The sequence below is a fragment of the Planococcus sp. TJ-302 genome, assembly GCF_058268455.1.
Genome location: NZ_JBZDOI010000001.1, coordinates 75,257 through 98,701 on the forward strand (window position 1 = coordinate 75,257; position 23,445 = coordinate 98,701).

At 46.2% G+C, this 23,445-nt stretch carries 24 protein-coding genes, 1 pseudogene and 1 riboswitch; of the genes and pseudogenes, 20 read left to right on the top strand and 5 right to left on the bottom strand.

Going from position 1 to position 23,445, the window contains the following annotated elements:
- The first annotated feature begins 206 nt into the window (after positions 1–206).
- From rarD to AC4EHB_RS00505, 9 genes are all read left to right on the top strand, one after another.
- Complete coding sequence (gene rarD, locus AC4EHB_RS00465; protein WP_490981474.1) at positions 207–1,124, top strand: EamA family transporter RarD; 918 nt, start codon at positions 207–209, stop codon at positions 1,122–1,124.
- Between the two features lie 84 nt (positions 1,125–1,208).
- Positions 1,209–2,222 carry a signal peptide peptidase SppA gene (gene sppA, locus AC4EHB_RS00470; protein ID WP_490980394.1) on the top strand — a complete coding sequence of 338 codons (1,014 nt, stop codon included), beginning with the start codon at positions 1,209–1,211 and terminating at the stop codon, positions 2,220–2,222.
- 15 nt (positions 2,223–2,237) lie between these two features.
- Complete coding sequence (locus tag AC4EHB_RS00475; protein WP_490973642.1) at positions 2,238–2,798, top strand: RDD family protein; 561 nt, start codon at positions 2,238–2,240, stop codon at positions 2,796–2,798.
- A gap of 43 nt (positions 2,799–2,841) precedes the next feature.
- Positions 2,842–3,348: a thiol peroxidase gene (gene tpx / locus AC4EHB_RS00480; protein ID WP_490973643.1), complete on the top strand. Its 507-nt coding sequence runs from the start codon at positions 2,842–2,844 to the stop codon at positions 3,346–3,348.
- Between the two features lie 54 nt (positions 3,349–3,402).
- Positions 3,403–4,326, top strand: coding sequence for a class I SAM-dependent methyltransferase (locus tag AC4EHB_RS00485; protein WP_490973644.1), 924 nt, complete (start codon positions 3,403–3,405; stop codon positions 4,324–4,326).
- Between the two features lie 73 nt (positions 4,327–4,399).
- Positions 4,400–4,585: a hypothetical protein gene (locus tag AC4EHB_RS00490; protein WP_490973645.1), complete on the top strand. Its 186-nt coding sequence runs from the start codon at positions 4,400–4,402 to the stop codon at positions 4,583–4,585.
- Positions 4,586–4,725: 140 nt separating this feature from the next.
- The gene (locus tag AC4EHB_RS00495) at positions 4,726–5,322 is read left to right on the top strand and encodes a histidine phosphatase family protein (RefSeq protein ID WP_490973646.1); all 597 of its coding nucleotides are present in this window, start codon (positions 4,726–4,728) and stop codon (positions 5,320–5,322) included.
- Between the two features lie 60 nt (positions 5,323–5,382).
- Positions 5,383–6,228 (top strand): pentapeptide repeat-containing protein, encoded by an 846-nt coding sequence (locus AC4EHB_RS00500; RefSeq protein ID WP_490980395.1) that lies wholly within the window; start codon positions 5,383–5,385, stop codon positions 6,226–6,228.
- A 17-nt stretch (positions 6,229–6,245) separates the two neighbouring features.
- On the top strand, positions 6,246–7,061 hold the full coding sequence (locus AC4EHB_RS00505; protein WP_490980396.1) for a nucleotidyltransferase domain-containing protein: 816 nt from the start codon (positions 6,246–6,248) through the stop codon (positions 7,059–7,061).
- Between the two features lie 94 nt (positions 7,062–7,155).
- On the opposite strand, the gene AC4EHB_RS00510 is transcribed toward AC4EHB_RS00505, so the two are convergent.
- Positions 7,156–8,826: an ABC transporter substrate-binding protein gene (locus AC4EHB_RS00510; RefSeq protein WP_490980397.1), complete on the bottom strand. Its 1,671-nt coding sequence runs from the start codon at positions 8,824–8,826 to the stop codon at positions 7,156–7,158.
- A gap of 102 nt (positions 8,827–8,928) precedes the next feature.
- Between AC4EHB_RS00510 and AC4EHB_RS00515 the strand changes: the two genes are divergently transcribed.
- The 8 genes from AC4EHB_RS00515 (at position 8,929) to AC4EHB_RS00550 (ending at position 17,056) form a co-directional block, all read left to right on the top strand.
- Positions 8,929–10,176, top strand: coding sequence for an MDR family MFS transporter (locus tag AC4EHB_RS00515; protein WP_490980398.1), 1,248 nt, complete (start codon positions 8,929–8,931; stop codon positions 10,174–10,176).
- A gap of 147 nt (positions 10,177–10,323) precedes the next feature.
- The gene (locus tag AC4EHB_RS00520) at positions 10,324–10,872 is read left to right on the top strand and encodes a GNAT family N-acetyltransferase (RefSeq protein WP_490980399.1); all 549 of its coding nucleotides are present in this window, start codon (positions 10,324–10,326) and stop codon (positions 10,870–10,872) included.
- Complete coding sequence (locus AC4EHB_RS00525; RefSeq protein WP_490980400.1) at positions 10,869–11,426, top strand: DEAD/DEAH box helicase family protein; 558 nt, start codon at positions 10,869–10,871, stop codon at positions 11,424–11,426. Before AC4EHB_RS00520 ends, AC4EHB_RS00525 begins: the two co-directional genes overlap by 4 nt.
- Positions 11,427–11,717: 291 nt before the next feature.
- On the top strand, positions 11,718–12,614 hold the full coding sequence (locus AC4EHB_RS00530) for a DMT family transporter (protein ID WP_490973653.1): 897 nt from the start codon (positions 11,718–11,720) through the stop codon (positions 12,612–12,614).
- A gap of 123 nt (positions 12,615–12,737) precedes the next feature.
- The gene (locus AC4EHB_RS00535) at positions 12,738–13,127 is read left to right on the top strand and encodes a GNAT family N-acetyltransferase (protein ID WP_490973654.1); all 390 of its coding nucleotides are present in this window, start codon (positions 12,738–12,740) and stop codon (positions 13,125–13,127) included.
- Between the two features lie 198 nt (positions 13,128–13,325).
- On the top strand, positions 13,326–14,390 hold the full coding sequence (locus tag AC4EHB_RS00540) for an AbrB family transcriptional regulator (protein ID WP_490980401.1): 1,065 nt from the start codon (positions 13,326–13,328) through the stop codon (positions 14,388–14,390).
- A 335-nt stretch (positions 14,391–14,725) separates the two neighbouring features.
- Positions 14,726–16,108 (top strand): Na+/H+ antiporter NhaC, encoded by a 1,383-nt coding sequence (gene nhaC, locus AC4EHB_RS00545; RefSeq protein WP_490973656.1) that lies wholly within the window; start codon positions 14,726–14,728, stop codon positions 16,106–16,108.
- Positions 16,109–16,237: 129 nt separating this feature from the next.
- Positions 16,238–17,056, top strand: a complete 819-nt coding sequence (locus tag AC4EHB_RS00550; RefSeq protein WP_490973657.1) for an STAS domain-containing protein — start codon at positions 16,238–16,240, stop codon at positions 17,054–17,056.
- A 47-nt stretch (positions 17,057–17,103) separates the two neighbouring features.
- Here the strand turns inward: AC4EHB_RS00550 and queE are convergent, their stop codons facing one another.
- The 3 genes from queE to queC are packed head-to-tail and all read right to left on the bottom strand — an operon-like array spanning position 17,104 to position 18,895.
- Positions 17,104–17,811, bottom strand: a complete 708-nt coding sequence (gene queE / locus AC4EHB_RS00555) for a 7-carboxy-7-deazaguanine synthase QueE (protein WP_490980402.1) — start codon at positions 17,809–17,811, stop codon at positions 17,104–17,106.
- Positions 17,808–18,233, bottom strand: coding sequence for a 6-carboxytetrahydropterin synthase QueD (gene queD, locus AC4EHB_RS00560; RefSeq protein ID WP_490973659.1), 426 nt, complete (start codon positions 18,231–18,233; stop codon positions 17,808–17,810). Before queD ends, queE begins: the two co-directional genes overlap by 4 nt.
- Positions 18,230–18,895, bottom strand: coding sequence for a 7-cyano-7-deazaguanine synthase QueC (queC, locus tag AC4EHB_RS00565; RefSeq protein WP_490980403.1), 666 nt, complete (start codon positions 18,893–18,895; stop codon positions 18,230–18,232). The genes queD and queC overlap by 4 nt, the downstream gene beginning before the upstream one ends.
- A gap of 7 nt (positions 18,896–18,902) precedes the next feature.
- Positions 18,903–18,946: riboswitch (PreQ1 riboswitch) on the bottom strand.
- Positions 18,947–19,054: 108 nt separating this feature from the next.
- Between queC and AC4EHB_RS00570 the strand changes: the two genes are divergently transcribed.
- The 3 genes from AC4EHB_RS00570 (at position 19,055) to AC4EHB_RS00580 (ending at position 22,662) form a co-directional block, all read left to right on the top strand.
- Positions 19,055–20,425 carry a M1 family metallopeptidase gene (locus tag AC4EHB_RS00570; RefSeq protein WP_490980404.1) on the top strand — a complete coding sequence of 457 codons (1,371 nt, stop codon included), beginning with the start codon at positions 19,055–19,057 and terminating at the stop codon, positions 20,423–20,425.
- 65 nt (positions 20,426–20,490) lie between these two features.
- Entirely contained in the window at positions 20,491–20,895 is a 405-nt protein-coding gene (locus tag AC4EHB_RS00575) for a DUF4362 domain-containing protein (protein ID WP_490980405.1), read from the top strand.
- Positions 20,896–21,126: 231 nt separating this feature from the next.
- The gene (locus AC4EHB_RS00580; protein WP_490980406.1) at positions 21,127–22,662 is read left to right on the top strand and encodes a hypothetical protein; all 1,536 of its coding nucleotides are present in this window, start codon (positions 21,127–21,129) and stop codon (positions 22,660–22,662) included.
- A 206-nt stretch (positions 22,663–22,868) separates the two neighbouring features.
- Here AC4EHB_RS00580 and AC4EHB_RS00585 read toward each other — a convergent pair.
- Positions 22,869–23,318, bottom strand: a pseudogene (locus AC4EHB_RS00585) (universal stress protein); the annotation flags it as partial.
- Between the last annotated feature and the right edge of the window lie 127 nt (positions 23,319–23,445).

Genomic DNA, 23,445 nt, shown 5'->3' on the forward strand with positions numbered 1-23,445 from the left:
GGGACAGAGGCAGGAGTATTTGTTTTAGCGGGTCTGTTTTATGGAATATCGGCAAATGAACAGCATGTCAACGAGCTTTCTTAACATATTAAACAGCCGATCCATTAGGCTGATTTTTCTTTTGTTTACTTTGCTTATGGGCAGGCATATAATTAGGCTGATATTTCGAGAAACAAAATAATAGAAAGACTGGTGAATTTTCAATGATGGCAGATGAGAAAAAAGGAATTCTTTATACAATGCTGACGTACACGATTTGGGGATTTCTGCCGATTTACTGGAAGCTGCTGGATCATGTTTCGAGTGATGAAATTCTGGCGTCGCGCATAGTCTGGTCGCTGATCCTGACAGTGGCGTTCATCTTCTTGCTGCAAGGCCGAAAAATGCTGCTCAGCGATTTGAAAGATTTATGGAAATCTAAGAAGAAGTTTTTTACGTTGATGCTCGCTTCTTATCTGATTACGTTAAACTGGTTCCTGTATATTTTCGCAGTGACCAATGACCGGATTGTGGAAACAAGCTTGGGCTATTACATCAATCCGCTCGTATCGATGCTGCTCGGTGTGATTTTCCTGAAAGAGAAATTGTCACCGGCGATAAAGTTCGCTTTTGTGCTGGCGGCGGCCGGGGTGGCCATTTTAACGGTTTCCTACGGCACTTTGCCATGGCTGGCGTTCGGGATGGCATTCAGTTTTGCGTTTTATGGGCTGATCAAAAAAACGATCAAGCTGAACGCTTTGCGCGGGCTTGCGCTTGAAACGCTATTCGTCATGCCGGCTGCGTTGGCTTATTACGTTTACCTGTTCGCTGCAGGAGAAGCATCGTTTCTCCATAGAGGCTCGACAACGGACCTCCTCTTAGTGATCAGCGGTGCTGCAACTGCGCTGCCGCTATTCCTATTTGCGACAGGAGCTCCGCTGATTCCGCTTTACATGGTCGGCTTCCTGCAGTATATTGCCCCGACGCTGATGTTGATTCTTGGGGTGCTGGTATACGGCGAAGAATTCAACCGCATCAATGTGATTTCATTTTCATTCGTCTGGGTGGCGCTGGCGATTTTCACGGCTTCAAAAGTGATCGAAGCGAGAAGTGTCCGAAAAGGCCGGCTGAATTCACAGCATTGAGCCCAAGCCGACACTTTAAATGAAACATTTGAATGGGTTCGACCGTATAATAGAAGAGACATCCAAAGGAGGGAATGAGCATTTATGAACACTAAAAGATGGATAGCGATTGTCGCGGCAGTTGCTTTACTGGGAATTTCGATTGTCATCAATTCGGCATTTGCCCTTTTCCAAAACAGTTTCGGCAGCGGGGTCGATGAGTTGATAGGCGCAAGCGATACTGGATTTTTGGAGAACGTGATCGAAGCAGGTGATATTAACAAACGAATCGCAGTCATGAACGTAGACGGCGTCATCCAGGACACAGGGGAAGCAGCGTCGCTGTTCGGGGCTGCCGGCTATAATCACCAAGCGTTCATGGAACAATTGGAACAAGTGGGTGAAGACGATTCGGTCAAAGCAGTCGTCTTGAAAGTGAATTCTCCTGGCGGCGGAGTAGTTGAGTCCGCTGAAATCTACGACAAGATTAAAGAAATCCAAGAAAGCACAGAAAAGCCGATTTACGTATCGATGGGCGCAACAGCTGCATCTGGCGGGTATTACATTTCAGCGCCTGCAGACAAGATTTTTGTCAGCCCGGAAACCTTAACGGGTTCATTGGGTGTTATTATGCAAAGCGTCAATTATGGTGAGTTAGCAGAACGCTACGGCGTTGATTTCGTTACCATCAAATCCGGGCCATACAAAGATATCATGAGCCCGACACGCGATATGACAGCGGAAGAAGAAGCAATCCTGCAGGAAATGCTGAATGATTCTTATGAAAGCTTTGTCGACGTCATTGCTGAAGGGCGCGAAATGACGGAAGCGCAAGTAAAAGCAGTCGCTGATGGCCGCATTATGAACGGACGGCAGGCAGTAGAAGCCAATTTGGCGGATGATTTCGGATACGATGAAGATGTCATTGCTGCACTCCAGGAAGATTTTGATCTGGCAGGGGCGGAAGTTTTTGAATACGGCGCAGAGCAAGGATTGGGCTCACTCTTTTCAATGAAAGTGAATTCGCTGTTCGGAGCTGATATGGAATCGCAAATGATTGCAAAATTGCTGACAGATCACAGTGCTCCGCGCATGATGTATCTTTACGGTGAAAAATAAGGAGGGACGATGAATATGGCGGACCAAGTTAACGGGACAATTGCTGCAGCCGGAACGGCGCCGCGTCCCGAACGGGAATACGAAGAAGTTCTGTATTATGAACACATGCCGGCTGGTTTCTGGGTCCGATTCTGGGCGTACCTGATCGACTTGATCGTAGTGGCTTCCGCTTCCTCGATTCTGGTAAAACCCATTTTTCTGTTGATAGGTGCGGAAACCGCATCTTCTGTGTGGTATGCACCGTATGCCATTGTGACCGCGATTATTTTCTACGGCTATTTTGTGCTGATGACGAAGTTTTTCAGCCAGACAGTCGGCAAGATGATCATGGGATTGCGGGTCATTTCGTTGGCGGATGATAAACTGACATGGGGTACCTTGTTATTTCGGGAATGGATCGGCCGTTTTATCTCAGCGACCATCCTGCCGCTTTACTGGCTTGTCGGTTTTACAAGGCTTAAGCAAGGCGTGCATGACTTTATCGCAGATACCACGGTTATCCACGAAAGCTCGTACCGTAAGCGAAAATTGTTTCAAAAGGCTTCCGCTGAACGGTCTGAGTTGCAAGACGCCTAAGCGTTCTAGTAAGATAGAGGTACACTGAAAGGGAGGCGTTTTGATGGTACAAGTTACGTTTAAGAACAATCCGGTCACATTGCCGGGAAATGAAGTCAAAGTCGGAGATCAAGCTCCAAACTTTACGGTTCTTGGAAATGATCTGAGCCCGGTCACATTGCAGGATTCTGCTGGTAAAGTACGGTTGATCAGTGTTGTGCCTTCGCTTGACACAGGAGTTTGCTCAGACCAGACCAAACGGTTTAGCGAAGAAGCTGCTTCACTTGGCGAAAACGTAGAAGTATTAACGATTTCGGCAGATTTGCCGTTCGCCCAAAAACGGTGGACTGAAATCAATGGCGTTGATTCGATTACAACTTTATCGGATCATCGGGACTTGGATTTCGGACAAGCATACGGCACCACTATGAAGGAGCTGCGCTTGCTTGCGCGTTCAATTTTCGTTATCGATGCGAATGATAAAGTGGCTTATGTGGAATATGTCCCAGAAGGCACAGACCATCCGGATTATGACAAAGCGCTTGAAGCAGTCAAAAACCTTACAAACTAAAACAGAAACCCACTCTTAATCGAGTGGGTTTCCTTATTGAGGACGGAGAAACAAATGAATTCATCTATGGAACAAGTATTTAATTTTATCGACCAGCACGCGACAGCGTATCAAAAAGAACAGGATCTCCCTTATCTCGAGAGCTTGCTGGAAACGACGGAAAGCTGGCTTGATGGCCATATTCAGCCAGCGGCGGAGGCGGGCAAGGAAGATATCCGCAAAGCGATTCAATTGGCTGTTTTGAAAGGCATGAAAGAGCATGTGCAGCCGCATCACCAAATGACGCCGGACGCGCTTGGCTTACTGGTCGGCTATCTTGTTGAATTGTTTGTAAAGCAGGAGAAGTTCACGCTGATGGACCCTGCGCTCGGCACGGGAAACCTTATGCTGACAATCATGAATTACCTTGATGGCCGCATCACAGGAACGGGCGTCGAAATTGACGACTTGCTGATCCGCTTGGCCGCCTCGGCCGCTGATCTTGTCGAGCAGCCTGTGACTTTCTACCGCCAAGACGCACTTCAGCCGCTATTGATCGACCCCGTCGATGCAGTAGTATCCGATTTGCCGGTAGGCTATTACCCGGATGAAGAAATAGCTGCTCTTTTTGAATTAAAAGCAGAAGAAGGCATGTCTTATGCGCATCATTTGTTTATCGAACAAGCGATGAAACATACCGTCGATGGCGGCTATTTGTTTTTTGTTGTGCCAAAAGCGCTGTTTGAATCGCCGCAAGCCGGAGAGCTCCATGCATTCCTGAAAAAGACCGCTTATATCCAGTCAGTGATGGAATTACCGGACACCCTGTTTAAAAACTCGGCGCACGCAAAAGGCATCTTAGTTCTTCAAAAGAAAAAAGAAGGCATCAAAGCACCGAAAGAAGTGCTGCTCGCCCGCGTGCCGAATATGTCGAATCCGACAACGATGTCGAAATTCTTCTCCCAAGTGAGCACATGGTTTAAAGAAAACAAACAATAAAATGGCCGAATTGTGTTATAATGGAAGTCATAAAACACCCACAAGTAATAAGTAGAAGAAAAGAGGGATGATCATGACTGAAACAAACGAAACACCAAAAAAAGTGAGTTTGCAAGAAGCGGTAAAACGCCAGCTGGAAGCGAAGAAAAACCAAGCAGCAAACAGTAAAGGCGGCAACAGTGCTTCAAAAGAAGCGAAAAAACTGAAAAGCCAACAAACGAAAAAAGTCAGCAACACACGCCGAAAAATGGGCGTGTAATGAGCAAGCCCGGCCCTGTGCCGGGCTTTTTTATTTGCATTTCTAGCAGCTAACCGGAAGTTTGAAGAACGGCTGGCATCTATTGGAAAGAAATTGTAAACTGGAGACGAAGAACTTTTACATAACAGGAGGAATTGGATATGACGGTAATCGGTCTAGTAAGGCACGGCATCACGGAATGGAATTTAGCGGGCATCGCTCAAGGCAGCTCGGATGTTTCATTGAACGACACTGGAAAGAGCCAGGCGGCTGCGCTAGCAAACCGGCTGGCATCAGATGGGCCATGGGATATGATCGTGTCAAGCGATTTGGCGCGCGCAAAAGAGACTGCGGAAATCATTTCGGAAAAACTGATGCTGCCGATCAGTTTTTTCGATACGCGGCTCCGTGAAATGTCCGGCGGTGAAATCGAAGGGACGACTGAAACGCAGCGCTTGGAGAAATGGGGCGCAGATTGGCGAAAGCTGGATTTGGGGATGGAGACATCTGACAGTGTCGCCCAACGCAGCATGGAAGCGGTAGACAGCATCTTAACAAAGTTTGAAGGCAAACGCGTGCTGGTGGTCAGCCATGGTGCTTTGATCGGCATCACGCTCCGCAGAATGCTGCCCGAGCGATTCGGAAAAACAGATTTGCAAAACACCTCAATCACTATGCTTGAACATAACGGCAGCGAATGGGACTGCAGCTTGTACAATTGCGTAAAACATTTGGAAACTGCAGGAATCAGAGACTAGCCTCTATAATCTTATTATCCAGGCGCAAGCCTGAATTCGATTTGTTAAGGAGCTGATTGCATGGCGGATAACCAGTTATTCGACCGGGAAAGCCTGCGTGCGGATTGTTCCAGCTGTGCAGGATTATGCTGCACAGCGCTGGCTTTTTCGGCTTCAACCGATTTCGCTTACGACAAAGCAACAGGGGAGCCATGCAAGAACCTGCAGCAAGATTTCCGGTGCAGCATACACGATAAGCTTCTGCGATCCGGCTTTAAAGGCTGTGCTGCATTTGATTGCTACGGCGCAGGGCAGCAAGTGACCCAACAGACATTCGGAGGAAAAGACTGGATAAACCAGCCGGAAATTGCACAAAAGATGTTCCGTACTTTGCCAGTGATGATTGAGCTGCATGAAATGCTTTGGTATTTAATAGATGCCATGGAAATGGCTCGTCCGGAATTATTGCGCCGGGATCTGGAACGGCAATTCGCTGAAATAAGGCAGCTGTCTGAATTGGCAGCTGATGATCTTATAGCACTCGATACCGCTGCGCTCCGCAATACGGTCCGGCCCCTATTGGCGCAAGCCGGAAAGCATATGCAAAAAGCTTCGAGAAAAAGCAAAGCCCACAAGGATTTTCGCGGCAAGGAGTTGAAGGGTGCAGAGTTTAAAGGAGCAAATTTGGTGAATGCCGATTTCACGGGCGCTTACTTAATAGCGGCAAATTGCCGGATGGCCGATTTCAGCAAAGCCAATTTTCTTGGCGCAGATTTGCGTGATGCCGATATAAGCGGCGCTGATTTAACCGACAGCCTTTTTTTAGCTCAAAACCAGGCCAATGCTGCAATTGGAGACAGCCGGACAAAGCTGCCGGCACATATTAACAGACCGTCCCATTGGGCAAAGGGCCAAAGAAATTTCTAAAAGAAAGCGGGAACGATATGCTGCCACAGGAAATTGCAGTTCAAAAAATCACAGACAGCCTGCGCAAAGACCGGAGGGTTAAGGCGATATTCCTTAAAGGATCGATGGGCAGAAATGAGTATGATGAGCATTCGGATATCGACTTATACTGTCTCGTGGATAAAGAAGACGAAAAGGAATTCTTGAGCGATCGTTTAATGCATCTGCAAGCTTACCGCCCTGTCACTTTTCAGGATGATATCTTCATCGTTGCGCCGCAGCTGATCGCAGTATTCGATAATTTTCTCCATATCGACTTGTTCACTGTGACAACGGAAACATTTTCTGGGAAAGACTATTTCAAAGTTCTCCATGACCCAGAAGACAGGCTCACCGCGTTCATCGACACACAAGGACTGGAACTCAGCAGGAGTGAGTTTCGCAATCACGTCAATGACGTTGCCTGGTTTTTATTCCAGTATAAAAAAGCATCTTCCCGAGGCAATGGCATTTGGTCTGTCAAAATGCTGGCGAATGCTGCGGAACATTTGGCTCGGGTGCTGCTCTTTAAATACGCACCCCAAAGAGCACAATTAGGGCTGAAATCGTTGCAGCATTCTTTGCCAACAGACCTCTTTGGGCAAGTAGAAGAGATTTTTGAGACTATGACACCTGTACGCCATGCGGAATCGGCTGCAGCCATGAGCCGGCTGGTCAAAAAAGAATTGCCGTGGATAAAAGAACATTTGGCAGATGGGGCGCATATTGAAAGACTGCTGCAGAGCATGCTGGACCTTTACGCGAGGGAAGAAAACGGAGTGCAAAATCTCATTAGCAATAAAAAGGGTGAGTAAAGGACTTAATAAAAAAGCTGATTCCACAACTGTTCAAAAGAGCAGTTGTGGAATCAGCTTTTTTTATTTTTCTAGTAAAGTTTTGAAGTAAAGATTACATAATATGATTATTATTGAGTTTTGGCCGCACCCACAATTTTGAAAAGTCGACATAGCCGAAATGCGAAATTTTGACGTTCATCAATTCCGCTGAAAAAGGGATTTGTCGTTTTCCGTAATACAAGGGGACCATTATGGAGTTCTTAACTAAATTTGTTTCGAATTCAAGATTCAAGGAATGCCAGTCACTAAAAGGGACCGTGCGGTACTGAGAAAGAAGCTGTTCCAGCTTTCGCTGGGTCGGAATGAGCGGGCGGAGAGGAGACAGGCCGTTGACCAAAAAATAAAAAAAGGAAAAATCCTGGTTCATTTCAAAAACTTCTCCGTGTATATACAGGTCGGCCACCTGCTCAAGGCCATTATCGTGCATATAATCTTCAAACGGCATTAAAACCAATTCTACAGGAATGCCTTCTTGTTCCAAAACGGCTTTCAGCCAATTGGCTGTGTCTTCGAGATAACCGGTAGTTTTAAGGATGACCGGCCTTTCAAAATGTGGCAGCGGCACACACTGTGGAACAAAGTTTTGGCCATATCCGATCAAAAGCCCTTCGTCATTCGGCAAAATCCGCGGATCAACTTCATTGATTGCTGGCCGATGTTTTGCAATGGCGTAATGGATAAAGTCCCGCACTTCTTTGCGGCGGATCGGCGAATCACGAAAACTGTTCATAAAGACTACGCCGACGCCTGAATCGCTTTCAACCAAAAAGGTCTTCTCGGTTTCACTGGTTTCCGATGACCGGTATGTAATATCGATATCTTTTGGGACTTGAACAAATTCAATTTCATCCAGCAGTGGACGTTCTCCATAATAATCTTCGAAAGCCCTTAACACAGTCTTCAGCTCATGGCTGTCGTCTACATAGAAGCTTCCGCTGCCGTATAAATTGCCTTTGGATTCTTTAAAAATGCTGGAGTTCATCATGCCGAGCATGTGCAGGCAATAACTGCAGCCCCCAGGAAAGTGCAAATCGACAATGAGCGGGGCAGGGACGGAAATGCTGCTTACCGGCTTCCACAGTTCACTTAAGTTCGGATAAGTGCGCATGCGGTTCAGACATTCTGCAACATCTTCGGCTGTAAGGATCGAACCGTCATGGAATTTCACGCCTTTTTTTAAATACAGCCGCAGGTGAGTCCACGAAAGGTCCCAACTATGCGCAAGTTCAGGCGAAACCTTTCCAGCGCTCTCGACCGAAACGAGCCGGTTGAAGACTGTCGCGACGAAATTGGCGCTGTTGACATCCGCCATCTCTAATGGGTGCATAGTCGCCAGCTTATATCTGCGGGGGATGATCAGCTTCGCAATTTCCCCGCTAGTTTGTGAATAGCCGAATTTGCTGCGGAAGCGCTCAAGCAGTTCAATCTTAGCTGCTTCAGACCAATCGAACAATAAATATTTGCTGCTGATTTCCACCGGTTCCTGCTCGATGATTGCCACTGCCCGCTCCATAAAAAGCTCTTCCACATCCTTCAGCCAGAACAGAGCAGAAACGTTGCCGCGGCCTCGTCCAGCGGTATAGCTCAACCATCCTTCATCTGACCACTTACGCAAATAACGCGCAGTCTGTTTTGCGCTCAATGCCAGAATATCAGCTATATCCTCTTTTTTTGTTTCTCCGGATGGCACCGAAGTCCATAACTTTAACAGTAATTTTTCCACGGGGACCCCTCACTTACAAAAAGTGGACATATAATTAAATATTGTCCATTTTTAAATTAATGTGTCTAGTTTAATATAACTAAGCAAGGAGGGGATGACAAGATGCGCTGGAGCGAATACCCGCAAAATATTAAAGTACGTTTATTGACATCGTTTTTTAACAGGGCTGTTTTTTCAGCAGTCATGCCTTTTATGGCTTTATTTTTTGCTGAAGAGATGGACAAGGTCTGGGCAGGCACCTTCCTCATGCTGACAGTCGTAGTCGGCTTTTTCATCAATTTAATCGGCGGCTATATTTCAGATCGCTTTAAACGGAAAAAGGTGGTGGTCGTGACAGCCGCTTTGAGTGCGTTGATGTTCTTGTTCATGGCATTAAGCCTGCTTCCTGGAGATCGGCTGATCTGGCTGTTTGCCTCTGCCTATACGATATTTGTTGTTACGAGCAGCCTTGGCCGCCCGGCGATGCACGCAATCATCATCGATTCCACGACGCCGGAAAATCGAAAAGCGGTCTTTACGATCGAGTACTGGTTGACGAATTTATCCATGGCGATCGGAGCCGCACTTGGCGGGCTGTTGTATGTTAACCATCAGATTGAGTTATTTGCATTACTGACAATTACTTCGACCTGCTTGCCGATTGCTTACGGGATCTGGCTGACAGATGACAAAGTTCAGCTGCTCGCAAAAATGCACAATAATGTGTTCGTTGATGTCCTGGAGAATTACAAAGTGGCTTTCCAAGATGCGCCGTTCACTAAAGTGGTGGCGGGTTCGATGTTCATCTTTGCAGCTGAATTCACGCTGAACAGCTATATTGGTGTCCGCCTTGCCGAATCCTTTATGACCATCAGTGTTAACGGCTTTGATATTGGCGGCGTGCGGATGCTCAGCATCCTGAACATCCAGAATATGCTGCTGGTTGTCTGCTTGACCTTTGTGGTTAATAAAATCGCTGACCGCTTTAATAGCCGACATGTCTTATTGTTCGGCTTGCTCTTGTATAGCATTGGCTATATCGTGATGACTTCAGCTGACACGTGGTATGTGCTCATCGGCTTCACGTTAGTTGCGACGCTTGGAGAACTCATTTATTCTCCGGTACTTAACGCGAGAAAAGCGAATATGATGCCGGATGACAAAAGAGGATCTTATTCCGCATTTTCTGGTGTATCATTCAGCGGAGCGGATATGATTGCTCGTTCCACAATCATCATTGGTGCGTTTTTGATGCCGGCAATGATGTCGGTATACATCGGCGCCATCTTACTTGCCGGAACGCTTTTGGTATACAGCGGCTTGTTCATACGAAAATCCGCTGGTGGAAAAATGGAATTGTCGAAGATCTAGCCTATGGTGGCCGTCCAGTCCTTCATCGGAACGGATGGCTTTTTCCTTTGCGCTGGAAAAGGCTGGGGCAAAAATGGACCATAGCTCCAAAGCATATGCTAAAATATATTAACTATAATCAAAATTCTGACCTTAGGGGGGCTGAAAATGGCGGAACTGGAAAACAGCCGGCTTTATTTAAGGGAATTGCGCAGCGGGGATCTGGAAGCGGTCCATAGTTATGCGTCAATGGAGAATGTGACGCAGTTCCAGCCTTGGGGACCAAATACGCTGGAAGAGACAAGGTCATATATCAGTGATGTACTGAAAGATGCACAAGAGCTGCCGCAAAGCCGTTTTGTGTGGGTAGTCGTGTTGAGGGAAACAGAAAAAGTGATCGGGGCAGGAGAACTTTGGTACGACAGTTTCGAAAACTCGTGCGGAGAAATCGGCTATATCCTGCATCCCGATTATTGGGGCATCGGGATTGGCAGCGAAGTGGCGCAGCTGCTGTTGGAGTTCGGTTTCAAGCACAGAGCGTTGCACCGCATCCAAGCAACATGTGCGCCGGACAATACGGGTTCACAGAAATTATTAGAGAAAATCGGCATGCAGCCTGAAGGGCGGATCCGCGATGCCTTGAAGATGAAAGGCGGCTGGCGCGATTCACTCCTATACGGCATGCTGGAAAGTGAATGGAGGGACCTGCAGAAATGAAGTTCGTTATAATATTTGGGCCGCAAGCCTCCGGAAAGATGACCGTTGGCGAGGAGCTTGGAAAAAAGACAGGTTTTCCATTGCTCCATAACCACATGACGCTTGAATTGCTGCATCCGTTTTTTGGCTTCAGTGAAGAAACGTTTCGGCTTTCCGCTTTGTTTCGGGAAGAAATATTCAAATCATTGGCTGCTGGAGATTCAACAGGCTTAATTTTTACAATAGAGTGGGAATTTGATAGGAAAGAAGACTGGGACTTTATCAATAAAACAAAAGCGATTTTCGAGGCGTCCGGCCACACTGTGTACTTTGTGGAGCTCGCAGCAGATGCGGCAATAAGGATTTTCCGCAATAAGACGGAAGCGCGCGTTGCCTCTAAACCCACCAAAAGGGATATTGCAGCGTCAGAAAAGAATCTGCTTGATTCGATGGCGAACCACCGTATGAATTCCTGGGACGGAGAAATAAGCCATCAACCATACATACGCATCAACAATACGGATAAATCAGCCGAACAAGCGGCAAGGATAATCTGCAAGGAATTCAGCTTATAGTTGAGGAGAGGCGATCATCAAAGCACGAAGCTGAAAAATATAAAAAAGAGCGGGGGCAAAACAGCCCTTGCGCATGCCAGCTTTCGTAAAAACGGTAAAGAGGATAAAAGAAAGCCTTAAAAACAACTGAACGCAGATTTTTCGCAACCGTTCCACTCACTGGAATCATTAAACAACGAATTGCCAAAGTGATTGTTCCAATATTATAAGATGGTCCATCTGCAGGAGAGAGATTCCGAATATCCGAAATTAAACTGGCTGTGCAAGCAACTCAGTGAAGGAGCTGTTCCATTGAAAAGCAAAATAACGTTCGCCTTATTGGTGATACTGACAACCAGCTTGATGGGTTCATCTTTTGCAGTCGCTAAAATTGGGCTGCAATACATATCGCCGCTGCTTTTAGTTGGCATACGCTTTATTCTTGCTGGCGTGCTGATGATTGGAATTGTCCGCTTTTTTAAAAGGCCGCATCCAAAAAAAGGTTTAGACTGGATAAAAATCACGGTTATCGGCGCTTGCCAGACAGCTGGCGTAATGGGCTGTATTTTTTTAAGCCTAAGAACCATCACGGCCGGCGAATCGGCCATCTTGACCTTTACCAATCCATTATTGGTAGTGATTCTCGGGACGATTGCGCTAAAAATCAATTACCGGATCATTCAATGGGCTGGGGTGCTGTTGGGATTATTCGGCGTATTTATCACGATGGGGGGGCAATTGCAGCTGGAAGTGGGTACTCTATTCGGTATTTCAAGCGCATTCTTTTGGGCCACAGCGACCTTGCTTATCAAAAAATGGGGGCAGAACTTCGACGTATGGGTGCTAACAGCTTACCAAATGCTGTTTGGCGGAATCTTGCTCTTGTTATTAAGCCTGTTGCTTGAAGACCTTCAGCTGGCTGTCAATCCGGTATCGGTATTCGTGATGATCTGGCTTGCGATTCCGGCATCAATCGTCCAATTTGCTGTATGGTTTTATTTGCTGCAAAACGGCAATCCGGGAAAAGTCAGTGCTTTCTTATTTCTGGCCCCGTTTTTCGGCATCCTTTCAGGGTGGCTGATTTTGGATGAAAAAATAGGGTTAACCTTGCTTGCGGGAGGCGCGCTTATATTCGCAGGAATATTCCTGGTGAATTGGCCGGAAAAAACAGAAGAATCCACTAAACCTGCAAAAACCGTTTTGAAATAAAAAATATGTTAAATTATGTTTATCTTATTCGGGATTCGTGAATATACGTATAGGCGGAGTTTCCGCCAAGCCTGCAGGGGATCTTCTGCTGCTTAGATTGATAGAGAGAACGAGGGACGACAGATGCTTTATAAATACAAGAAATCATCTAATAAAGTTGCCATGGGACTCTTGTCTTTGGTGACAAAAAACAAAAGCGTAAGCCATTTATCGGAAACGATTGAAGTATACGAAAAAAATCCACATATGCAATTATATTTTTGGAAAGAGGGAGAAAATATCACCGGCCTTGCGGGTGTTGAAATCGGCGATAATGATTTTTCCATTCTTCATTTGTCCGTGAACCCTTCTTATCCGGTAGAGGAAACCGGCCTGCAGATCGTGGAAGAGCTGCGTCTTTTGATGCGCAGCAAGGAAATGATCTTGTCCCGCGGTGCTGCCCTCTACCTCGGGAAAATCCGGAACATGGCGGATGATATTTTGCCCTATCGCGAAGCGAAGGAAATTTCATAAAGAAATGATTCGAAACCTGCCATTGCTGGCAGGTTTTTGTATTTTGTTCAAAAACTCGGTCAAATACCGAAAAAAATATTTAGCCAGCGTGAAAAAAGATATAATGGGGTTAGATGGAGTGAAGCCTCGGCCTGCATTGGTCGGATAATTGGCTTCATCTCTAATAGATTCGCGCTGCGAAGAAAGAAGATGGAAGGGATGGACTTATTATCTATGGGCAAGGCATTATTAATCGGCCTTGCCGGAGCCGGCATTTTCGTGTTGGTCGGCGCGCCGATGCCTTGGCTGCTTGGGCCATTGTTTACGGTGCTCGCCGTTCAATTGTTTTCACCCATAAAATTAAAATGGCATGCGTCACTCCGAAATGGTGGGCTCGTTATCGCGGGTTATGTTATTGGCTTCGCTTTTACATTGGATGCCATTCAAGGCATGAAACAATATTTTATGGCCATGCTGGTTATCAATATTGCTTTTTTCTTCTTGTTCCTGTTGATCAGTTCATTGATGGCGAAACGGACAAAAGCGGATAAAGCGACCGCCATGACATGCTGCGTCCCCGGCGGCCTGTCGCAAATCATTTCTTTTGCCGAAGAGCAAAAAGGCATCGACTTGGCTGCTGTGACGTTTTACCACGTGCTGCGGGTGCTGCTGATTGTTGCAATCGTGCCGTTCATCGTCGCAAGCGGCAGCAATGGCCCGCCGCAGCAAGCGGTCCACGGAGAGATTTCCCTTTATTTGATTGCGTTGTTGGCTCTCGGCTATTTGGCCGGCATGGCCAGCCAGAAGATAAAAGTTCCGACGGCGTATTTGCTGGGTCCTGTTTTTCTCATCATGGGCTTTAATCTTGCGGGCATTGAAGTGCCGGTTATGCCCGGTTCTTTCCTTCACGCAGCCCAAGTGATGATTGGTATTTATATTGGACTGCTGCTGAAAAAAGAAAATATTAAACTGACGAACAAACTCATTTTCTATGCATTCTTCTCAAGCATGCTGTTTATCGCAGCGGCTTACGGCACTAGTTTCATCCTGTCCGATTTGTACGGACTCAGTTTTTCAACAAGCTTTTTAAGCGTTGTGCCAGGCGGTTTGGACCAGATGGGCATCATCGCAGCGTCCGTCCATGCTGACGTCACCGTCGTCACGTCATTTCAATTGTTCCGCATTCTTTTCTTGTCGATTTTCATCGTGCCGTTCGTGAAAATAATTGGCAGCCGTGCAATGAAAGCGGACAATGCTAAAGCCAATCACGGTTTCCAAGAATAAAACACGCTTGACTTCTTAAAAAGGCATGGTAATATTTATTTTTATATAATATATATAGCAGTTGTCGAATGGTCCAGTAATGGCATTGAGCGCAGAAAGCAGAGACTGAACGGAAGGTGCAAGTTCAGGCGTTAATGTACATGAATTACACCATTTATCCTTAGTCAGCTTAGTCAATGAAGTGGTCAGTTTTCTTAGGAGAACTTTCAATTTGGGTGGTAGCGCGGAGAAAACCTTCGTCCCTTATTTTTAGGGATGGATGGTTTTCTTCTTTTTTTATTTTCGCAATATAAGGCTTGGAACTAACAATCCAGCCAATCGAAGGAGGAGTAAGAATGTTTGAAATCAAAAAGGTGATGAATCCATCAACAAAAGAAGCGGTTATTTTGGTCTTGCTCATCGTAGCAAGCATAAGCGTCTCAATTATCAAATGGGAAGCGGTGCCGCATTTGCCGATCGTCTTTTCAATCCTGCTATTGATGGGCTACGGCTTGATTAAAAAAATACCGTACCAGAAAATCGAAAGTGGTTTAGTGGCAGGAGCGGGAGCAGGAATGGGTGCAGTCTTCCTCTTTTTCTTCATCGGCATGCTGATCGGCAGCTGGATGCTGAGCGGTACGATTCCGACAATGATTTATATCGGCTTCAGCATCATCACACCGGCCTTTTTCTTTGCCATCGTTTTCACGGTGGTGTCAATCATTGGGTTATCAATCGGTAGTTCATTGACGACGGTTGCCACTGTCGGCGTCGCGTTTATCGGCATGGCGTCTGCAATGGATCTTTCCTTGGCGATTACAGCGGGAGCAATCGTTTCCGGTGCATTTTTCGGTGACAAGATGTCGCCGTTGTCGGATACCACCAATCTCGCTTCATCGATCGTCGGAGTCAATCTTTTCGAGCATATCCGCAATATGGGATGGACGACGGTCCCGGCATTCATCATTTCCTTCATCATTTTTGCTGTGTTATCGCCTAGCAGCATGGAAATTGACGGCGCTAATATCGATGCATTTCAGGACGGTCTGCTCGCGACCGGCGGCGTTCACTGGTATTCTCTGTTGCCGCTGGTCGTTCTTGTGGCTATGACGCTCGCCAAAGTGCCGGCGCTGCTGGCGTTGGCAGCGACCTCAATTAGTGCGATTGCGCTATCTTACCTGCACCTGGTGTCTAGCCCTGCAGAGATTCTTAATGTCCTGTACGGTGGTTATGTATCGGCGACAGGCGTCGCGGAAATCGATTCCCTATTGACGCGAGGCGGTATGGAAAGCATGCTTTTCACAGTCAGCCTGGTGCTGCTGGCGCTGAGTATGGGCGGTCTGCTCTTTACACTTGGAATTATTCAAACACTGCTTTCAAAAATTGAAAGCTCATTGAAAAAAGCTTCGTCGGTCATTACGGCTTCAGCATTGACGGCAGTGGGAATCAACGTTTTGATTGGTGAACAATACCTGTCTATTTTATTGACTGGCCAAGCTTTTCAACAGCAATACGAAAAAGTCGGGCTCAGCAATAAAAACTTGAGCCGGGTGATGGAAGATGCGGGTACCGTCGTCAACCCACTGGTCCCATGGAGCGTCTGCGGCATCTTTATCGCTTCAGTGCTTGGTGTTTCGACGATGGAATATCTACCGTTTGCGTTTTTCTGCCTATTGTCACCGGCATTGACCATCGCATTTGGCTATGCTGGAAAAACATTGACGGCCATCAACAAATAAACGATTTTGTCCATTCCCGAAAACGGAGAAACAGAGCCGAAAATCTCTTTTTTTATGGAAAATTCTTGTCGCCTCCCTAATCTTTTGCGGTATAATTGGACACATAGCCAAAGAAAAGGATGGGAAATGATGAGTTCATTGAATAATTTTTCCAATCATATAAATGACAACTTGTTTTCTTTATCAACTCGGATTGTGGAAGAAGTCGTTGACAGGCTGGCGATTAAACTTCAACCAGGTGAAAAAGAACAGGCGATTGATATGTATGTGCAGTTTTTGAGTTACTTGACCGAGCTGCTTGACCAAGACAGCGAGCATAACATCCCGCCGGCATTGATCGAATGGAGCAGAAAAAATGCAGAAATGGTTGTCGCCATAAGTGGGCAGTTGTCTATCATAGTTGTCCGTTACCCGCCGACACGTGATGTTTTTACGGATGTCTTTACGGATTTAAGTGAAGAGTTCGGATTATCTATTAGACAAAACGCGTTCATCATCAAGCGAATCAATAATCTCCTGGATGCCAGTCTAAGTGAAACCTTCTCGGCATATGAGAAATTGTCGGAATCAAAACAGGAAGGCGTGCAGAAAGAGTTGGTGAAGCTGTCCGCTCCGGTCGTTCCCATAACAGACGAAATTGTGGTCTTGCCATTGATCGGTTATCTGGACGATATGCGCGTAAAACATATCATGGAGAATGTCATACCTGAAATTGCGGAAAAAGATGTCCACCACGTCATCACCGACTTTTCTGGTGTCGCCACAATCAATGAGCATGTCGCTCATGCGCTGCATCAAATCGGCGGCACACTCCGCCTTATGGGCATTCATGTTGTGGCTGCGGGCCTGCGTCCGGATCTCGCGCAGACCATTGTCAATAGCAACATTGATATGTCCGGCATCGATTCATATGCGACAGTGAAGCAAGCATTGCAAAGCATCCCTTAAACGCAAAAAGCACGCAATCAAAATCGATTGCGTGCTTTTTCTATTCCTTAGACGCCGCGTTTGTTTCCCCATAAGAGTGTGTGGAGCTGCGGCAGAACTTTCGCGTCATTCATGATTTGGGAGCGCACGGCAAGTTCGATGAGCCATTCATAGCGGCCTAATAAATCGGAGACGAGTTTCGCGTCGTCGATAGTTGTGGTGTCGCTATTGCCGACCTGCAGAAAAAACGGCAACGCCGGGTAACGTACATGGAGATCTTCCGCATACTTGAAATCTTCTTCGTCGAAAATGACGACTTTTAATGTTGCATTGGCATCCGCTAGATTATCAACGAAAAAATCCAGTTTGCTGAAATCCGTATTCATCCCTGAGCTCGGAGGTTTTGGCGATATCGTGATGTCGTCGATTTCTCGCATCCAATCCTGCCAAAACGAGCCTTGAGTTTCAACGCCGACTTTCCAGTTATTCGAGTGGCATAAATCGACCAGCTCGCCGATGCCCTTATGCAGCGCAGGATTGCCGCCGGAAATGGTGACGTGCGAAAATGCGGCGCCTCCGATTTCTATTAATTCGTCGATAATTTCTTCCGGCTTTTTAGAAACACTCGTGCCTGTTCCGTCCCAGGTGAATTTGGAATCACACCAGGAACACGAATAATCACAGCCGGCTGTGCGTACGAACATCGTTTTCTGGCCCATGACCATGCCTTCGCCTTGAATCGTCGGGCCGAACACTTCCATGACAGGAATCTTCATCGGAAATCCTCCTTGAGCGGACGGTAGATGACATAGCTCGTGGGAGTTTCCCGTACGATGACCTGCAGGCAAAAAGGTTTGTTTTCCGTTGCCATAAGCAAGTCCTGAATCGTCTGCCAGATTTGTTCAGCCAATAATTCAGTCGTCGGAAACTTATCTTTAAATTCCGGATGGTTGTTCAAGACCGAATGGTCATATTTTTTATGGATTGCTTGTTTGATTTGTTTAAAATCGATCAAGAAGCCACTGGCATCAACCGTATCGCCGCCGATGGTGACATTGACGAAATACGTATGGCCGTGCATTTCCTGGCATTGCCCGGCGTCTTTGCTCGGGATGAAGTGCGCAGCAGAGAAATTCAGGTCTTTGTTCAATTCAAAGCGGAATTCATGCGGCACTGTCGGATAGAATTGCTGCATCATACGAATTCACCTGCAAATTTCCGTTCTTTGTAAGCAGCAAGGCCGGCATTGCGCAATTGGCAGGCAGGGCATTCACCACAGCCCGTGCTTGGGATGCCGTTATAGCATGTCAAGGTTTTTTCCTGCACGAAGTCCAATGCGCCGAGCTCGTCGGATAATTGCCAGACGTCCGCTTTATCGAGCCACATCAACGGTGTTTGGATGATGAATTGTTTATCCATCGCCAAGTTCAGCGTGACGTTCAATGATTTGATGAAGGTGTCACGGCAATCAGGATAGCCGCTGAAATCCGTTTGGCTGACGCCTGTGATCAATTGGCGTGCTCCGATTGCATCCGCGTAAACTGCCGCAAATGACAGGAACAGCAGGTTTCTGCCCGGCACGAACGTGGAAGGCAATTCGCCTTCTTGTGCCGACACTTCGATATCATCCCGTGTCAACGCATTCGCTGAAAGCTGATTGATCAATGTCATATCGAGCACTTTAAATGAAACGTTCAATTCTTCCGCAATTTTTCGGGCGCATTCGATTTCGGCTGAATGGCGCTGCCCGTAGTCGAACGTCACAGTTGCGACTTCGCTGAAGTTTTTAATCGCCCAGAACAAACAAGTGGTGCTGTCTTGGCCGCCGCTGAAAACGACGACCGCTTTTTCTTTTTTCAATGAAAACATCTCCTTAGTTTTTTAGAGAGGGAGTTTGCGAACCTCTTTTTTCAACATCGTTAATAATAACATAGATGGAGGCAAGGTTTCATTCAGATAAAGGGAAATGCACAGGATTGTCGAATCCACTTATTAATAAATGGAAAATGAGGGATGAAAATGAACCGCAGGATATGGATAGGTTTGGGCTTAGCCTTGATAGCAGCGGTTGTCATTTGGCTAGCCGTTGCATTACAGGATAAGAAAAGCGGTGCCACGGAAATGAGCGCAAGCGCAGTGTATGATATAAAGCTGGAGCTCGACAACGAAGACGTTTTTCACGTCGCTGCAAAAATCAGAGTGACGAACGACTCGGACGAGGCATTTGAAGACATCGGGTTTTATTTTGTGCCGAACGCCTTGAATCCGGATGAAACTTTCGATTTTTATCAGGATTCAGCGAAATCTGAGATCGATGCAATTTCGGTTTCAGATGGTGATATGCCATACAGCCTTGAAAATAACGAACTTCTGGTTGAACTCCATAGTCCGCTCCAACCCGGAGAAAGTGAAACAATCGATATCAGCTACTCCTTAAAGCTGCCGGAAGGCGGTTTGCGGTTATCGCAGGATGAACGGAATTTCTATTTGGCCCAGTGGTACCCGATGCTCGCTCAATATGACGGGGGATGGGATATCCAGGATTTCGACCTGACGGGTGAGTCGTACCATACCGGTTTTGGCTCGTTCACGGTATCCTATAGCTTGCCGCAAGAATTTCTTGTCGCTACCTCGGCGGATGATGGAGTTGTCCAAGCATCTTCTTCCGGCATGGTGCAGGGCGATAGGATTAAAGACTTCTATATGGCGCTGTTGAATCCAACTCAATGGCTTCATGAAACAGTGCAATCCGAGGGAACGGATATACGGCTTTTCATGCCGCTGGATCAGGAATTGCTGGATAGATCGGCAGAAGTGGCGCAGTCAGCATTCGCTTTTTTCGAGGAATCGATCGGAGACAATCCTTTTCCGGAACTCGACATCATCGGCAACGACGGCTACATGGAATACCCGAACATCGTTGAAGTGGGGGCGGACCAGGATTCAGTCGACAGTGTGCTGGTGCATGAAATCGCACATCAATGGTTTTATTACATCGTCGGCAACGATCCCTTCGAAGATGCATGGCTTGACGAAAGCATTACTGAATTTGCCTCATCACTGTTTTTGACAGAATATTACGGCGACGAATCGTACGGCTTTAGTTCTGCTGAAATGGCGCTGCTGTCCGAAGATCCAGAGAAATACACGAACCTGCCGCTCGACGAGTACAGCGATCTCCGCTATGTCTCCACTGTCTACGGAGAAGCACCGCTCAGATTGCGGGACTTTTTCGCTGAACGGGGTGGCCAAGAAGAGGCATTAGCATTTTTGTCTGCCTACTACACCGAATTTCAATTCAAGTTCTTGAACACCGAAGACTTTAAAGTTTTCTTTGAAGATTATTTTGAAGGGGACCAAAGTGAGTTTCTGGACAGTTGGCTAAAATAAATGCCTTTCAGATGTAATCTATTCGATGCTGATGCGTCTAATGAATAAAAGAGGGAGGCAAGGGCATGTTGCGTTTATTGTTATTGTCCCTACTTACACTGATGGTGTCAGGTGGCTGTGGGCCATCCGGCAGCTGGCCAGAAGAAGACCTCATAGTTGATACACACGGAGAACTTGAAAATATCGAAAGGCTCGACCGGTTCCTGGAAAATTTCGAACAGAAAAAAGAAGACGCAGTCCGCATTGAACACTTCACAATTGAAGGCGATCCGATATATGAAACGCTGCGGTATTCCAGCAACGGCATTTTACTTCAGTATGACGCCAGCGAAGACGCTTATGGGTCAGGCGAAGAATGGGAACGCAACTGCGATACGCTGGAAAAAAAGGAAAGTGAAGAATCGACAAGCTATATTTTGGGCGGCTGCAGCGGAAATCCCGCATACACAATAATCGAAATTCAAAAATAATTAGAAGAAAAACGCCTGAAATCCGGCCGCAAATCGGGGAAAGAGATTCGAGTGGCAAGAAAAGAGCAAACAGAAAGGCATAAATGCAAAGCCTTTCTGTGTGTTCTTTTTCAATTAATAAAAAATTTAGTGTATTTAGATTTATATTACTGTTAATATATAGAAAACATTTAGCTTATATGTCTATGTGAATATTAATTTAATAACACATTCAGCTTAACGGGAGGCCCTATGAAAAGCTTATTGAAATTCTTCATTTATGTTATTGCCTTGGTCTCTTTGTCAATTGGCAGCTATCACTTGATATTAAGTTCAGGCTTGGCTGGCGGGCTGGGGGCTGCGGTTTTGCTGTTATTGTTATGCGCTGTACTTTTCATTATCAGCTTTTACGCCATGATCAAAGGCGGGTTCGCCTTTTTACGGATTGCAAATTCAGGGGAAGCGGCCGGCTTAATGGTATTTTCGGTGCTGCTTTTTTCTGTTGTCACTTTCGTAGCTGTGATCAACTCGTATGTTGAATATACTTTGGGTGAGAGGGGGCTGTCTCACACCGAAAAGACACGGTTATTCACCAGTACAGTCCTCCAGATTCCGACCCAGCAAGAGCTGCAGAAAGAATTGAAAAATGGTGTTGCTTATTACCACACGGCAAAAAATGCCGAAGAGATAGAAAAATTCGATGGAGTACTTGCCGAAAAAAGGGAAGAATTCAATGCCTTTTTTGGCACGCAAGATAAAGGCGGGCTCGCCATCGAGTTTCACCAAGAGTACAGTTCGCTTGAGGAAAGCGGTGGGATGGAAGAGATATCCGGTTTCTACAACGGCGCAAACCGGACAATCCACTTGGTTCCAGACGATCCATTCTGGGAAGTAATCTTGATTCACGAATACGCCCATTACCAAAGTCATCTCTTCGCTGAAAAGAACGGTTTAAATTTAACTAGGACGCCGCAATGGTTCGAAGAAGGCATGGCAGATTATCTTGCAGAAGACGTTGCTATCTGGGTTGACCTTGAAACGGTGGAAATATTGGATTTTCACAGCTTGGATGACCCTGAGAATTTCGATGCCGCTTTTTCCGATGATTTTGATCCATATGTACAAAGTTCATTAGCGGTAGCATCAATTGCAGAAGAGCATGGCGAACAGCGGATAACCGAATTATTAGCGACCAAAAGTGTTGCGGAATTTTACAGCACCTTGGAAGACATTACCCAGCAGGACCTTGCGGAGTTCCAGGATACGTTCCTTGATGAAATGATCAGCGACCAACAAGCGTCTGAAGCCAAATACAATAGACTGTTGACGGCAATTGAGATGGAGCGTTTCGCAGAAGCGGAAGAATATGCGGCTGACATTCTGAAAACAGGCAGCGAATACGACGCCGATGAAGCGATGTGGCTCATGACGGATATGTACCTTCAGCAAGGCAAGTTTGAAAAGGCAGCAGACTATACCGAACAGAAACTCAAAGAAAATACCAGCCTATTCCCGATTGATGATTTGTTGTTCTTGTCGGAGATTTATCTGTTAACGGATTCAAAAAAAGCGCTCGAATATCACCTGGCGGCAGAAAAAGAGGCCGAAGCGAGCGGTGAAACCGACTATTACGATTTCGGACTTTCGGTGCCTGCTTTTGAAAAGGTGAATTCAGCGGACCGTTTGGAAGGGTTTAAAATACTCATCGAAGAATACATTGTTTACAATGAAATTATCCGAAAACAGCTGCTGAAACAATTGGAAACGGAATACCCTGGAGTATTTTAAAACTGCATAAGAAAGCGGCCAGTCTGATGACTGGCCGCTTTGAATGTTTATTTAAAGTTTTAAGAACCGTGTGTTTAACGTCGATCGATGTTTTCGCCCACTACCGGCTCAGACGATTTTTGCAATGGAGTTTTGTCTCCGACAATCTGTTCAGAATTGCTAGAGGACATTTCGTCGCTTGCTGCGAATTCGCCTGCCTCGATTTCTTCTCCTTGGTCATCCGTACGCACTACGAGCACGTCGCATTTCGCAGAACGGACAATGTGTTCCGAAACACTGCCAATCAGGAAGCGTTCAACTGCATTAAGTCCAGTCGCTCCGCAGATGATCAAATCTGCAGAAACCCGTTCAGCCAACTCACGTGAAATCATCGTTTTTGGAGAACCGTAATCAACAACGATGTTAACTTTTTCAACACCGCCGGCTTCCGCTTCACGTTTGTAGCCGTTAAGCAGATCTTCAGCGAATTTCTGAGCCCGGTCAGCGATTGAACGGTCATACGCTTCAATTGCCGCAAACGAACGGGTATCAATAATATTTACCAAATTAAGAGTAGCATGATTCCGTTTTGCAATTCCTACTGATTTCTTGAAAGCCCATTCCGCTTCTTTTGAACCATCAACCGCTACAAGAATCTGTGAATACTTTAAAGTCATTATGCATTCCTCCTTAATTGATAAGTATAAAGTTCTCTTAATTTAGGAGGAATTCCTTCTTTTAATGTAAAAGATTTAGGAAATTATTTATTGCTGTCACTGAATGTTTGCGTTTGCCTATATAAGC